This is a genomic window from Faecalicatena contorta (assembly GCF_022835095.1).
Taxonomy (GTDB): domain Bacteria; phylum Bacillota; class Clostridia; order Lachnospirales; family Lachnospiraceae; genus Faecalicatena; species Faecalicatena contorta.
The window spans coordinates 1,079,646-1,094,337 of sequence record NZ_BQNQ01000001.1 but is presented as its reverse complement, the minus strand read 5'-3'; the positions used below and the strand labels follow the sequence as shown (position 1 = coordinate 1,094,337).

Here is a 14,692-nt window from a genome sequence, read left to right as displayed (position 1 = left end):
ATTGTCATATTTCCACAAATAGCTGATTATAAATTTATCTATTTTTTCCAATTAGAAAGAACTCAAAACAAATTGGAATTCTCCGCACTGCGGCTGCTGATTTTCCCCTTTGCCTCTTAATCAGCAGGGTAGTTCATAAGCGGCCCCCCTGACTCCAGCACGGCTTTCGCCTCGGATAGCGAAGGAACCACGCAGAGAGCCATATTTCTGTATTTTTCCTCCGGCTGTTTCATGTCCGGGACACAGATCACAGCAATCCCTGCCCTGTGTGCCGCCAGTATTCCCATCTCAGAATCCTCGATTACATAAGCTTCCTCCGGGCGTACCCCCAGCTTATTGCAGCCATTCAGGAAAATATCCGGGCTAGGTTTGCCATGTACCACCTCATCGCCGCAGATGATGTCATCAAAATACGCCTCTATCTCCGCATAGCGCAGGATACGTTCCACCCTTGCCCTGTCACTGGATGTCGCCACCATCGTCAGATACCTGTTCTCCTTTGTAAAGCGTAAAATCTCCATCAGGCCAGGCTTCTTCGGAACCCCCTCCGCCGAAAACAGAAATTCCATCCTGTCATGGACGCAGTGTATAATCTCTTCCATGGGAAATGAATCCCCGAAATGTTCCCGCATCATCTTTCTCACCGCTGCCATGGGGTGTCCCAGCATGAGCATGTAAAAATCCAGCGTCATCTCATACCCCCTGCTGCGGCACTCTTTCTGATACCCTTCCCAGGTCAGTCTTTCACTGTCAATCATCAGTCCGTCCATATCAAATATTACTGCTTTTTTCATTGCCATTCAGCCTCCTTAACCACTGCGCTTTTAAACAAAAACGACCCTCTGGCCCGATCAAATGCCAAAGGATCATTTTTTGAATCAGGTTTTCCTGACGAGCCCGGTGTATTATATTACTTCCCTATTTTCTCATGATATTCCCTGATCAGCTGCTGGCCCAATGCACCGCCCGGATGGCTGAGCGCAAAATTCTCCCGCTTAAATTCCTTAATCTCAGAGACTACGGTAGCAAGCGCATCTCCGGCCGCCAATGCCGCTGTTGAACTCGAAGTCGGAGCGAGCCCCATATGGTCTACTTCCTTTCCCGCATCTACCAGTATTGCGATGTCAGTCTGCTGTGCCAGAGGAGACTGTTTATCCTTTGTAATAGATACTGTCTTAGCCCCTATGATCTTCAGCGGCGGAAGCATATTCAGGATCTCCTGTGATTTTCCGCTGTTCGATATCATAATCACTACATCGTCTTTCGTTATCATCCCCATATCCCCGTGCAGGGATTCGCAGCTATGCACGAAAAAAGCCGGCACGCCCAGGCTCGCAAATGATGCTGCGATCTTCTTCCCGATATGGCCCGTCTTACCGAGTCCCGTAATAATCACCCGGCCTTTGCACTCCAGAATTGCTTTAATCGTCTTGGCATAGGCTTCGTCCACCTCAGCAGAAACTGCCTTTAAAGCCTCTGCTTCGGCCAATATTTTTTCTTTTGCTTTACTTACTAGTTCCGCATCTGTATAATTCTTCATTGCATAATCCTCCTGCTTTCTGTGCAGAGGGGTCTGACCCCTTTGCAATCGGGGTCTGACCCCTTTTGTTTGTATTCGTGTTTTCCTAACTAATATGTCACTGCCCTTTAAGCGCCTGTCGCGATGCGCAACTGTACTTTCTCCTTTGACGGCATGCGTCCGTATGTACAGCCGCCAGACCGCTGTATTACCAGGGATGCCGTCGCATTTCCGTTAAGTGCAGCCTTATACATATCCTGTTCCTTTACATAAGATGCCATAAATCCTGCGCCGAATGAGTCGCCTGCACCGGTAAAATCCAGGCTTCCGTCTTCTACTTCGCTCTTCGCAGAAAACAGTCAAGTCCAGACTCCTGTGTAAAATGCTATACAATGTTTTTACCATTTCTACTTATCAAAATTGATGTATTTTCTTGAAGAATAAATCCATTCATCATGTAGGTCCATAAGAACGGCTCCAATTAAGCGATTGGCTGATGTTTGATTGGGGAAGATGCGAATAATCTTTTCTCTTCTGCGTACTTCTTGATTCAGTCGTTCAATTAGATTGGTACTCTTTAGTCGATTGTGGGAATTTCCTTGTACGGTATATTGAAAGGCGTCTTCGAATCCATCATCCAATGATGCGCAAGCTTTTGAATATTTTGGTTGATCGATATAATCATGAATCAATCGATTTTTAGCCTCACGCGCTAAGTTAATATCTGTGAACTTAAAAATTCCTTTAACAGCTTCTCTGAAAGATTTTGAATTTTTTTTAGGAATGGTGGTAAAGATATTTCTTAGGAAGTGAACTTGGCATCTTTGCCAACTTACGTTGGTGAAGGATTTTCTAATGGCAGAGACTAATCCTTTGTGCGCATCAGAAATAACGAGTTCCGTACCTTGTAAACCGCGTTCTTTTAGGTATTCAAAAAATGTTGTCCAGGTCTCTTCGCTTTCGCCACTTTGAATCATGAAGCCGATAATTTCACGGTCGCCATCTTTGGTTATTCCAATCGCTATATGACAGCTTTTTGAGAGTACTCGATTTTCTTCTCGTACTTTTATATAGAGTACATCGGTCATTAAGTAAGGATAATTTTTTTCTGATAATAAACGATTCTGCCACTCGTTAACCATAGGTTCTAGCTGTTCTGTTAAGCTAGAAACGAAGGACTTAGAGACGGATTTACCACAAAGTTCTTCCACAATTTTTGATACTTTACGAGTTGAAACGCCTGATACATACATTTCCAACATTGAAGCCATGAGGGCTTTTTCGTTTCGTTGATAACGTTCAAACACTGTGGGTGAAAAATGGCCATCACGTGTTCTGGGTACTTTTAATTCTAGCGTGCCTACACGTGTCGTAAAGCTGCGCTCATAATAGCCATTTCGTTGACTTTGTCGGTTTTCTGTTCGTTCATATTCTTTTGCTTGAATATATTCTGTTCGTTGATTTTCCATTAGTTGATTAAATACCGTTGTTAAAATATTTTTAGAAACGTCATCCTTTACAGAATATTCAATAATGCTTTGAATCTCTTCGCTTTTCAGTGTAAAATGTACTTGGGTCATGTAAAAGTCCTCCTGGGTATGTTTTTGTCGTTAAAAACATTGTACCGTAAAAGGACTGTTATATGGCCTTTTTACTTTTACACAATTATACGGACTTTATCCAGAAAACGGTTTAATATGGACGATCTCTTTTTTGCCTTCTTTAAACATTACACCGTTGCCGCCAAGCGTTACCACTACATTTGAAGCCCCCGCGTCTGCCAGATACCTGACCGCCTCCTCCGCTGTTCTTCCCGGTATGATAGACTGCAGGTCCTCCTCGCTTGCCTTGATAATGGTACTGTTTTTACATAAGGTGTCAATCACCATTCTCCCATACGTCTCTTCTACAGAGTGACGGATGTCACTCGTTGCGCCTCCGTATCCTCCCAGGTCTACAAAGACTGTTTTATTTCTCTCATAGAGTTTTTTTACAAGATCCAGCTCAACTTCATAGTTCATCGGACAGATTTTAAAATAATCCGCCTCCAGATAGTCCTTATGAATATCTCCAAATCCGATATTCGGCGCCGCCTTCTGATACTCTACATATTTGGTGCCGTCATTTCTGTACACCAGCAGGTTTGTTGTCGTATATTCATATGGCAGAATGCCTCTTTTGTCCAGAACATCTATTTCTGAAATAATGTCCTCCATATCATTGCCATAATAAGTGACAATTCCAACATTTCTTCCCTGAGCCGCCATAACAAGGCTTGAATATGCAGCCGGGCTTCCCAGGACAGGACCAATGGTCCTGTTTGGGAACTGTATGGTTTCTTTGATAATTGTGCCAATTACAACGATATCTAAATTATTTTCCATTTTTCTTCCCGCCTATCTGTCAGTTTAATTTATTTACCATCGATAAATTCTTCCAGCATCGCACGGCACTGGTCGTCCGGATGCTGTACCGGTGGGTGTTTCATAAAGTAGGAGCTTGGCTCTTCGATTGCACCTGCCATTCCCCTGTCTTTTGCCAGCATGCAGCATCTTACGGCATCAACACTGATCCCGCCGGAGTTCGGGCTGTCAATCACGTCCAGTTTCAGGTTCAGGCTTACAGGAGCCCCGCCAAACTTCTGTCCTTCGATACAGATAATCGCGGTCTTCTGGTCACCCTGGTTGTCGACAAAAGCAAATCCGGGAGCAATCGGCACGTCATGCTTCAGAATACTTGCAATCGCATCATGCTTTGTGACATGTTTTGTCTCACCACGCATAACCAGGTTAATAAAGTCTGTATTACCCGCATAATTGAGCTGATAGGACTTTGTGATCTTGATTCCTCTGTCCTCGAACAATTTTGCTAGCGCTCTGTGTACGATGGTTGCTCCTAACTGGCTCTTCCAGTCATCTCCAATCACCGGAATACCGGCTTTCTTACACTTGTCAGCAATCTCCGGTGTGCTGGCAATCAGTTCCGGGATTCCGTTGACAACGCCGCATCCTGCTTCACAAGCCGCGTTTACGTAAAATCTTGCCGCATCGTGGGAACCTGTCGGAAGATTGATAAGTATCACATCAACTTTGTAATCTTTCAAAGCTTTCACAACATCTACCGGCTCCTGGGCATCATCGATTGTAAAGTAGTCCTTGCCGTAATAGTGCCGCAGATGATCCGGCGCTCCGTCCAGGACTGGCCCTTTTAATACCGGTGCCCCAAGTTTCGGAACATCGCAGATCTTGTATGTACAGTTCGGCCATTCCAGAATTGCTTCGCTGACATCCCTGCCAACCTTTTTGGAATCAATATCAAATCCTACAACAACTTCGATATCGGAAGGAACATATCCCCCCAGGTTATAATGCATAAGCCCGCCGGCCTCTTCCGCAATCTCCGGAGTCTTATAGAACTCAATTCCCTGAACAAGAGAACATGCACAGTTCCCCACTCCCACAAGCGCCAGTCTGATCTTTTTCCCTGCCATAGTCTTTTCCTCCTAAATGTAATGTTAAATTTAAGCAACCGATAAAGTTAACGTTAAAGTTAAACCATAAAAAATAAAACGTTTACTTTAACGTTAACTTCTTATCTGCTTCAAATTGTACCCGTAAAAATACTAAATGTCAATTGTCACTTTTCAACAAAGACATCCCCCACAATTTATCCAAAACTACCAAATCGGGATTTAGTGACGAGCTTTAGTCTCGGCACGGATGGGGGCGCTCCATAAAGGGATAGCCGAAAACCTCCCGGAGAACATCCATGTCCTTTCAAAAACGCGGCCGCGGACCTAAGAAATTCTAGGCGGGAAACAGCCCTGAAAATGGAGCACCACTGACACATCACGAGAAATCCGATGATTTCTCGCGCTGGGTCAGCTGATTTTTGGATTCGGAATCCAAAAATCTCTCCATTTTCCGGGCTGTTTCCCACCAAGAATTTCTAAGATCCGCTTTGAGCGTTTTTGAAAGGACATGGATGTTCTCCGGGAGGTTTTCAGCTATCCCTTCATGGAGCTGGCGCATCCAACCGGCAGGAAAAGGACTCGTTCCTAAGGTGGGGCCTCAAACGGGGGCAGCGTATGGTATTGAATTGGCGGGAATTTTATGTCCCCAGCAGGTGTACATAAGCAATGGGATACGGTTCCAGTATCAAAATAATTCAATACACATCTTGAAGATGAAAAGATACGCATAGCCAATCCACATCCGCTGCCCTGGTCCGAGATCCCACCCGGTTGGCGAGCTTTCCTGCCGATTGGATGAGCCAGCTTTATGACAGGGAGGCCGGGGAGGCACTGGGGCTGTATATGCCGTTGCGATATGCTGGAGTGCGCTTAGTGATTCTTGAACAGCCGATGCCGGATAGGCGGGAAAAAACTTGATCTCCAAATCAAGTTTTTGCTGAACCCAGCGCGGGAAATCATCAGATTTCCCGTGATGTGTTCAGCGTACCCGTCTATCCGGCATCGGCTGTTCTAGAAGCACTTAGCAGCACGGGTGCATATCGCAACGGCATATACAGCCCCAGCGCCTCCCTGGCCTCCCTGTCATGAAGCGTCCCCGTCCGTCGACAAGTCTAAAGCTTGCCGACTAAATCCCAATTTTTAGGAGGTCTCCCGCAGTATTAGTTCTGGTTTCATTACTACATGCTTTTTCTCTTCCGGTTCTGTCTCCTCCTCTTCATCCTCCATCTTTGCCCTTGCATCCATTAATTCTATCAGCAGCCTGGCGCTCTCAATGCCCATTCTTAGTTTGGGCGAGCCGATGGTTGTCAGACGGGGTTTTACAAAGGACAGTATTCCGATGTCGTCATTGCCGCTAAGTGCGATATCATGGGGCAGGTTGAATCCCCTCTCCTGGATTGCACAGATCGCGCCTATTGCGATATAATCGCTGTAACACATCACGGACAGCGGGGGTTTATTGCGCTCCAATATGCGCTTCATGCTCTCGTATCCGTCCGCCTGATCCGTGCAGCCGGATACGACCATGTTCGGCTCATACGGGATGCCGCAGTCTTCGAGCGCCTTCTTGTAGCCCTCCAGCCTGTTCTGCGCGGAAGAGACACTGGGCAGGAAATTCAGGAAAAAAATCTTTTCATTGCCGTAGCTGCAGAGATGCTTTGCTGTCATATATGCGGCCTGATAATCATCCAGAACCACATAGGTGTCCTCGTCTTTTTCCAGGTAACGGTTCACCAGAACATAGGGGATATCATATTTCCGCAGTAATTCACAGCTCTTTTTATTTCCCGCCGCCGGTGTCAGGATTACACCTGCCACGTTAAGACCCCTCAGCTCGTCTACCAGCTGAATCTCCTTATCCACATCCTCATGGCTGTTCATCACGACGCAATGATAGCCGTGGGCCGATAACGTCTCCTCGATACCCCGGATCACCCTTGCGTAGAATGGGTTGGCGTTATCACTGATAATAATACCAACCATGTTGGTCCGCTGCTGGCGGAAACTTCGGGCAACCTGATTCGGCACATAGTTTACTTCTCTTGCATAGTCCAGAATCTCTTTTTTCCTCTTAGCGGATATATCCGGATGGTCATTCAGCGCCTTAGATACCGTCGTAATACTTACACCAAGCCCCTCTGCCAAATCCTTCAATCTTGTTACTTTTTTCATACTATAATTTTCCCTCCATCCGCAGCTTGACCATTCTTTCAACCGGCATCCTGCTCTCCACGCATCCGCCGTTTTCTTCCAGAATCAGTGATGCCATACTATTGGCATACTCTACTGCATAAGCTATATCATCGGGTTTTTCATCTAAAGCCGCCATTAAACCTGCCGAAAATGCATCTCCGGCTCCCGTCAGGTTTTTTTCCTTTCCTTCCATCGTAGGGTAACTGTCCGAAAACAGTACTTTTCCGCCTGCCCCCTGGAATGCCGCACCCTGTTCTCCCATGGTAACAACGGCATATTGGGGGCCTCTGGCAGTCAGATACTCCAGGCAGTCTTCCACACTTTGATCCGGCATCAGATAACGCAGGTCATCCTGGCTGGCTTTTATAATAAATGCATTTGCACATAAATCATCCACCAGTTTTCTTCCCCGGTATGTTCCTACCGGAAAATGATTGTAGGAGGTGGTTCCGCCGTATCCGCCCAGATCCACGATAATGCGCTTTCCAGCCGCATTCAGCCTCTGGCATATCTCAATATCCACTTCATAATCCATGGGACAGATGAAAAATGTAGAGGCATCCAGATATGTCTCCGGTATTACTTCATAACTGATCACAGGAGCTACTTTAAAATACTCTACCCTGTTTTTCGCATCTTCCTGATAAATCAAATGATTCTCTGTCGTATACATATAGGGAATGCATCCCGTTGTATCCACCATGCGCAGTTCTCTTTCTATTATCTTCTGCATCTCCTCGCCGCAATAGGTCACAATCCCCGTACTCTTTCCGGCTTTCGCAAGAGCCAGGCTTGTATATGCACAGGGGCTTCCAAGAACCGGCCCCACTATCTTATCCGTCAGAAAAATTGTCTCTTTTACAATATTGCCTATGGTGACAATATCTACCTTTTCATTTTTCACTGAGTATCCCCTCCGTTCAGTCTGCTGGCGGCAGTTAGTATCACTCCTTAACAGCAGAGATTTTTCTATGTACAGCCTTTCTATAACGAAATAAACTAAAATAATAAGTAACATTTAAGTTATCGGTACAGTAACTGTATTTTCTTAATTTTTAGTATAGCTTACTATTCAAACATTGTCCAACATTTTATACAAAAAAATCCGCTTTTTTCTGCTCCTTCAGCCGTTTTTTCATTCAGTATTAGGCTTTTTGAGAATATTGACTAATTTTCTATAAACTTTTTGTGCATATATGCCAATTGACTTTTTTATTTTTTGGATTTAGAATGGGGTCATGAAGCAGATCAAATGATACAGTTAACGTTAACTATCATTTTGTTTATCTTTTCACATTTTCATACTGAGGACAGCATAAAAATTTTTTTGTCCGATTACTTAAACGTTAACTTTAACATTTGCTCCAGCATCAAATACATAATAATCCAAATTATCTCAGGAGGAAAAAACTATGGCAGAGAAAAAAATCAGATTGGCACTCGTCGGAGTAGGTAACTGCGCATGCTCTCTCGTTCAGGGAATCGAGTTCTATAAGACACCGGAGATTGCAGAAGAAGCCGGCGGACTTATGCATTATAACCTGGGGGGATATGTTCCTTCCGATATCGAAGTTGTTGTGGGTTTTGATATTGATTCCAAGAAAGTTGGCAAGGATGTCAGCGAAGCAATTCTGGAATGGCCAAACTGTACATACAAGATCTGCGATGTTCCGAAACTCGGGGCGCCGGTATTAAAAGGACCAGTCCTGGACGGAGCACCGGATCATCTGCAGCATTACTATGGCAAAGACTACTTTACAATTGATGACTCTCAAGAGCCGGTAGACGTAGTTCAGGCACTCAAAGATTACAAAGTTGATGTCATTCTTATCAACCTTCCTACAGGTTCCCACGATGCAGCAAGATTTTACGTGGATGCAGCATGTGAAGCAGGATGCGGCGTTGTCAACGGAATTCCGGAACTGATCGCCAGCACACCAGCCATCGCTGATAAATGCAAAAAGGCTGGCATCCCGGTTATCGGTGACGACTGGAAGAGCCAGTTAGGCGCAACCATCGTACATAGAGCGCTTGCAAAACTGTTTGAGGACAGAGGAATTAAGATTACAAAGTCTTATCAGCTCAACTACGCTGGAAATACAGACTTTATCAACCTGGTTATGCGCGGTGAGACAAAACATGTCACAAAGCATGACGCGATTGCAAGTATTCTGAAACATGATGTGCCGATTGCTCCCGGATTCGCTTTTGTTGACAACCAGGGAGATCAGAAGACCGCAATTATCTGCATCGAAGGACAGAAGTTTGGCGGAGCGCCTGTAAGCCTGAACTTGAAACTGGATGTTATCGACAGCCCGAACTCCGGTGGAATCAGCGTTGACGCCGTTAGATGCTGCATGCTCGCAAAAGACAGAGGGATGGCAGGCGCAATCGAAGAGCCAAGCTCCTACTTTATGAAACACCCACCGGTACAGCATCCGGACGACCAGTGCCGCGCAATGCTGGAAGACTTTATCGCTGGTAAATAGACATATTGACTCCTTCACTTTAGAATTCTGCAGTCAGTGAACCATATGGGTATTGTATCACATATGGAACCTGGTGCAGGGTCAGATATCCGGCAGCCCGCTAGCAGCCGCTGCCAGGTATCCGACCAAATCATGCTGCAAAATTGCAAGATTGCAACAGTTCATGCAAGCCTGAACTGTTGCACATCCAGCCCATTGTAATTCGCCCACGGCGACAGGCTGGATGACTGCAGCTACTATGTTTTCGTACGGTCTGCGCAGTAAATGCGCAGACCTTTCTAAACGATTACACAAGATAATACTTCAGCAATTTTGCGGCATTTTCTAACTAAAAATAAGAAAACCGGGGAGATAACTCATGATAAAATTAGCACCTTCAATTCTTTCTGCTGATTTTGCAGAACTCAGGAAAGAGATCACGGTCCTACATCTCTCTCCCGCAGATTATATACATATCGACGTTATGGATGGTATGTTTGTACCCAATATTTCACTCGGCCTGCCCGTCATCCAGTCTATACGAAGATATACCGACAAACCTTTTGATGTCCATTTGATGATCGAGGAGCCTTACCGCTATATAGACGACTTTGTAAGGGCCGGCGCCGACATTATTACCGTGCACGCAGAGGCATGCCGCCATCTGCACCGCACCATCCAGGCCATTAAAAATCACGGAATAAAAGCCGGTGTTGTCCTGAATCCGGCTACCCCTCTTTCTTCTATAGAATATGTACTGGAAGATGTGGATATGGTGCTTCTTATGACTGTAAACCCAGGATTCGGCGGCGCTGCCTTTATCCCCAATGTGCTGCCCAAGATAGCGCGGCTCCGCAGCATGATCAATGAGATGGGGCTTTCCGTAGATATTGAAGTTGACGGGGGCATCAAACTGGACAATGTAAAAGAGGTCATACAAGCCGGTGCAAACGTAATTGTGGCCGGCTCCTCAGTATTCAACGAAGATATTTCCATGAATATTGAGAATTTTTATAAAAAATTTAAGGAGGCAACTCATGAATAAACAAAAACTCCAGCAGATCGCAAACGAAGTGCGCAAGGGTATCGTCACTTCTGTTCACAGTGCGAAAGCAGGCCATCCGGGCGGGTCTCTTTCTGCCGCAGACCTGTTTACCTATTTATACTTTGAAGAGATGAACATTGATCCCGAGAATCCAAAGGAGCCGAACCGGGACCGTTTTGTTCTTTCCAAAGGGCACACGGCTCCGGGCCTGTATGCCACCCTCGCACACAGAGGATATTTTCCGGTAACCACACTTAACACACTCCGGCAGATCGGCTCGATCTTACAGGGACATCCGGATATGAAACACATCCCCGGAGTGGATATGTCCAGCGGTTCCCTGGGGCAGGGCGTATCCGCTGCCGTTGGCATGGCACTTGCGGCAAAATTAAGCAATGCGTCTTACCGCATTTATACACTGCTGGGTGACGGAGAGATTCAGGAAGGCCAGGTATGGGAGGCTGCCATGCTGGCGGGACACCATAAGCTGGATAATCTGGTCGTAATCGTCGATAACAACGGCCTTCAGATTGACGGGGCAATCGATGATGTATGCTCTCCGTATCCCATTGATAAGAAATTTGAATCCTTTAATTTCCATGTAATCAACGTAGCCGACGGCAATGATTTCGACCAGTTGAAAGCTGCTTTTGATGAGGCTAAGACTATCAAGGGAATGCCAACCGCAATCGTTATGAAAACCATAAAAGGAAAAGGCGTTTCCTTTATGGAAAATCAGGCTTCCTGGCACGGAACCGCACCAAACGATGAACAATACGCAATGGCGATGGAAGAATTAGAAAAGGCAGGTGAGACATTATGTCAGAAGTAAAGAAAATCGCTACCCGAGAAAGTTATGGAAACGCACTAGTTGAACTCGGCAAAGAACATAACGAAATCATAGTTTTAGATGCAGATCTTGCTGCCGCAACTAAGACAAGCATTTTTAAAAAAGCTTTCCCTGAAAGATTTATCGACTGTGGGATTGCGGAAGGTAATATGATCGGTGTGGCCGCAGGTCTTGCTGCTGCCGGAAAAGTACCGTTTGCAAGCTCCTTTGCCATGTTCGCGGCAGGCCGTGCCTTTGAGCAGGTGAGAAACTCCGTGGGCTACCCGCACCTGAACGTCAAGATCGGCGCCACCCATGCAGGCATTTCCGTAGGAGAAGACGGCGCCACTCATCAATGTAATGAGGATATCGCGCTAATGAGGGCGATCCCGGGTATGGTTGTGATCAATCCGGCCGACGACATAGAAGCCCGCGCCGCCGTAAAGGCCGCTTATGAATACGAAGGTCCCGTATATCTCCGCTTCGGACGCCTGGCAGTCCCCGTAATTAATGACAGGCCTGACTACAAATTTGAACTTGGAAAAGGAATCACACTAAGGGACGGCCGGGATGTCACCATCATCGCTACCGGACTGTGCGTCTCTGCTGCACTTGAAGCCGCTGAAAGACTCTCCCAGGAAGGTGTTCAGGCCAGGGTCATCAATATCCACACAATTAAGCCCCTGGATGAAGAACTTGTCATCAAAGCTGCAAAGGAAACCGGTAAGATCGTCACAGTAGAGGAACATTCCGTCATCGGTGGGCTTGGAAGCGCGGTATGCGACTGCCTGAGCGAAAACTATCCCGCCAGTGTACTAAAAATAGGTACGAACGATGTGTTTGGGGAATCTGGCCCAGCGGTAAAACTGCTTGCAAAATATGGGCTTGATGCCGACGGGATCTATACGAAGGTAAAGAGTTCTCTTTAAAAACAAAACACGTAACAAATTGCACTAAGCCGCAAACTAATGCAAGGTTGGATGCGTACGCATTTTATTTTGGGCGGGAAATCCGCTGGCCCGGGTGCTCCCTCACACTTCAAAGCACCTTTTTGGATGTACCAGAGCGTGTCTGAAAATATCTTGCCGTAAGATGTCGTCCCGCTTTAGGGGATATTACGGCAGTAAATTTTCAGACACGCTCTAGTCTTACCTGTCATTTCTATCATTATATTTGCTGTAGAATATTCCATCTATTTGAATCTCTGTTTTATCCTTATCAACAAGATACAGAACAATGTAGTTATCTACAGGCATTATTCTGTACCCTAAGGATCTTAGCCGCATATCATTCGATTATGCGGTGCTTCCCCCCGAAAAACTTTTAGGACTGACTCTGCGGTCATGATCGATGTCTCTTCACAGTTTTCATATGTCTCAGCCGCTATATGGGGGCCTGCGATATAGTTGTCGAATCCAAAGAGCGGATTCTGCAGGTCTACCGGCTCGCTTTCAAACACATCTGTTGCCAATCCTCCGATTTTCCCGCTCTTCATTGCATCTGCCACGGCTTTTTCATCTACGATGCTGCCTCTTGCGGTATTCACAATGAGTACGCCGTCTTTCATTTTTTTGATATTTTCTTCTCCGATCAGATGAAACGTATCCTCCGCAGCCGGCAGATGTATGGACAGGATATCTGATTCAGCCAGTACTCTGTCCAGAGTAGCTATTTTTACGCCGAGCTTTTCAGCCGCCTCAACGTTTGGATATTTATCATACGCCAGCATTGACGGATGGAAACCTCCAAGCTTTTCTGCTGTACTTCTTGCAATTGCTCCAAACCCCAGGAAGCCGACAGTCCTGCTCTTCATTTCGTGGAACATGGGGCGGGTCCATTCTCCACTCCTGATAGATTTATTTAGCTCAGGAACCCGTCTGAGCAGCGCCAGCATCAGCGCCATGGCCTGTTCCGCTACGGCCGAAGAATTAATTCCCGGACAATTGCAAACGGTAATCCCATGTTTTTTCGCTGCCTCCAGGTCAAAGTTGTCCACGCCGACTCCGAACCGGGCTAATACCTTTAGGCGTGGAGCAAGCTGAAAGATTTCTTCATTCCATGTGTCCACTCCTGCAATGACCCCGTCCACATCCCCCACTATGGCTTTCAATTCTTCAGAAGTGTACGGCCTTCCATGGGGGTTTTCTATAATCTCACAGCCCGCTTCCTCCAGAATCTGTTTTCCGGGCCGGCAATACCTCGAATAATTGGTTGCTGTTACTAATACTTTCATCTCTGCTCCTCCCCCAATATACTCCGCCTGATATAATCCGTCAGGCGCATGAGCTGCTCTGTCTCTGATATTGCCGTTACATTCAGAAGAGAGGCGTCCTTTGTTCTTGTATGTATAGAGGTAAAGTTTCCGAGCAGCTTCTGGCAATATTTCGCATTCACCGGGTAGACCTGGCGTTCTATCAAAGAGGCGGTTGTAAGAAAATCGGCGATTTCCCTGGATTTCTCCGGGTTCGTTTCATAATTGCCGCAAAGCCATGCATACAGATCCAAATGGAAGTTGGCCATAACTCCGCTGAATCCGCTTGCCCCCATCTGCAGCGTTTCCAGCAGTGTGGACGAGTTGGCATTGAACAGTTTCAAGCTGCTGCCCTTCACGGCCTCCAACTTCTTTCTGATGATTTCCTTATCGCAGCTTGTGTCTTTGATAAAGTAGAACCTTCCGCTGTCTGCACACCATTTCAGAAGTTCGGGTGAGATAATCCGTTTGTACGGGTATGGGCATTCGTAGAATCCGAGCGCCATATCTACCGGCAGTTTTTCCAGCAGTTTTTTGAGGTTTTCAAGCCATACTTTATCGTTCTCCTCCTCCGCAGCAAGACGGTTTGTCAGCAGGATAACCGCATCCACGCCTGTCTCTGCGATCCTGTTAAGCTCCTCTGCCTGCGCCTCTATGGTATCGGATATATGGCCGGATGCCACCACCGGCACCCTGCCCGCTGCTTTTTCTTTGACAAAACGCGCAATCTCCACTCGTTCTTCCAGAGACAGGAAAAACATTTCGCTGGACTGGCAGTCTGCAAACAGGCCTGCCGCACCGCTGGCGATATACCATTCTACCAGCCTCCCCAGTGACTCATAATCTACTTTGTTCTCTTCTGTAAACGGAGTCAGCATCACAGGATACACTCCATCTGGAAATTTCTTGTTCATT

General features: G+C 46.3%; 14 protein-coding genes. 4 read left to right on the top strand and 10 right to left on the bottom strand.

From position 1 onward, the window contains the following. Positions 1–116 precede the first annotated feature (116 nt). The 8 genes from MWG26_RS04965 to MWG26_RS04930 all read right to left on the bottom strand — a co-directional run bounded on the left by MWG26_RS04965 (position 117) and on the right by MWG26_RS04930 (position 8,088). Positions 117–794 carry an HAD family hydrolase gene (locus MWG26_RS04965; RefSeq protein ID WP_025654958.1) on the bottom strand — a complete coding sequence of 226 codons (678 nt, stop codon included), beginning with the start codon at positions 792–794 and terminating at the stop codon, positions 117–119. Positions 795–910: 116 nt separating this feature from the next. Next, positions 911–1,540, bottom strand: coding sequence for a KpsF/GutQ family sugar-phosphate isomerase (locus tag MWG26_RS04960; RefSeq protein WP_025654957.1), 630 nt, complete (start codon positions 1,538–1,540; stop codon positions 911–913). A 107-nt stretch (positions 1,541–1,647) separates the two neighbouring features. Beyond that, complete coding sequence (locus tag MWG26_RS04955) at positions 1,648–1,842, bottom strand: PfkB family carbohydrate kinase (protein WP_276519066.1); 195 nt, start codon at positions 1,840–1,842, stop codon at positions 1,648–1,650. An 84-nt stretch (positions 1,843–1,926) separates the two neighbouring features. Next, positions 1,927–3,099 (bottom strand): IS256-like element IS256 family transposase, encoded by a 1,173-nt coding sequence (locus tag MWG26_RS04950; RefSeq protein WP_000195429.1) that lies wholly within the window; start codon positions 3,097–3,099, stop codon positions 1,927–1,929. A 96-nt stretch (positions 3,100–3,195) separates the two neighbouring features. Then, entirely contained in the window at positions 3,196–3,903 is a 708-nt protein-coding gene (locus tag MWG26_RS04945; protein ID WP_244062701.1) for a carbohydrate kinase family protein, read from the bottom strand. Between the two features lie 29 nt (positions 3,904–3,932). Continuing rightward, positions 3,933–5,009 carry an inositol-3-phosphate synthase gene (locus MWG26_RS04940; protein WP_025654955.1) on the bottom strand — a complete coding sequence of 359 codons (1,077 nt, stop codon included), beginning with the start codon at positions 5,007–5,009 and terminating at the stop codon, positions 3,933–3,935. Positions 5,010–6,131: 1,122 nt separating this feature from the next. Beyond that, on the bottom strand, positions 6,132–7,163 hold the full coding sequence (locus MWG26_RS04935; protein WP_025654954.1) for a LacI family DNA-binding transcriptional regulator: 1,032 nt from the start codon (positions 7,161–7,163) through the stop codon (positions 6,132–6,134). Between the two features lies 1 nt (position 7,164). Further along, positions 7,165–8,088, bottom strand: a complete 924-nt coding sequence (locus MWG26_RS04930; protein ID WP_025654953.1) for a carbohydrate kinase family protein — start codon at positions 8,086–8,088, stop codon at positions 7,165–7,167. A 508-nt stretch (positions 8,089–8,596) separates the two neighbouring features. Here MWG26_RS04930 and MWG26_RS04925 point away from each other — a divergent pair. From MWG26_RS04925 to MWG26_RS04910, 4 genes are all read left to right on the top strand, one after another. Continuing rightward, positions 8,597–9,673, top strand: a complete 1,077-nt coding sequence (locus tag MWG26_RS04925; RefSeq protein ID WP_025654952.1) for an inositol-3-phosphate synthase — start codon at positions 8,597–8,599, stop codon at positions 9,671–9,673. 358 nt (positions 9,674–10,031) lie between these two features. Then, positions 10,032–10,697, top strand: coding sequence for a ribulose-phosphate 3-epimerase (gene rpe / locus MWG26_RS04920; protein ID WP_025654951.1), 666 nt, complete (start codon positions 10,032–10,034; stop codon positions 10,695–10,697). Then, a complete protein-coding gene (locus MWG26_RS04915; RefSeq protein ID WP_025654950.1) occupies positions 10,690–11,529 on the top strand; it encodes a transketolase in 840 nt (279 codons plus the stop codon). The genes rpe and MWG26_RS04915 overlap by 8 nt, the downstream gene beginning before the upstream one ends. Next, positions 11,517–12,455 (top strand): transketolase family protein, encoded by a 939-nt coding sequence (locus MWG26_RS04910; RefSeq protein WP_025654949.1) that lies wholly within the window; start codon positions 11,517–11,519, stop codon positions 12,453–12,455. The genes MWG26_RS04915 and MWG26_RS04910 overlap by 13 nt, the downstream gene beginning before the upstream one ends. A gap of 347 nt (positions 12,456–12,802) precedes the next feature. Here the strand turns inward: MWG26_RS04910 and MWG26_RS04905 are convergent, their stop codons facing one another. Then, the gene (locus MWG26_RS04905; protein ID WP_025654948.1) at positions 12,803–13,759 is read right to left on the bottom strand and encodes a phosphoglycerate dehydrogenase; all 957 of its coding nucleotides are present in this window, start codon (positions 13,757–13,759) and stop codon (positions 12,803–12,805) included. Next, positions 13,756–14,691, bottom strand: a complete 936-nt coding sequence (locus MWG26_RS04900) for a dihydrodipicolinate synthase family protein (protein ID WP_025654947.1) — start codon at positions 14,689–14,691, stop codon at positions 13,756–13,758. The genes MWG26_RS04905 and MWG26_RS04900 overlap by 4 nt, the downstream gene beginning before the upstream one ends. Position 14,692: the final 1 nt, after the last annotated feature.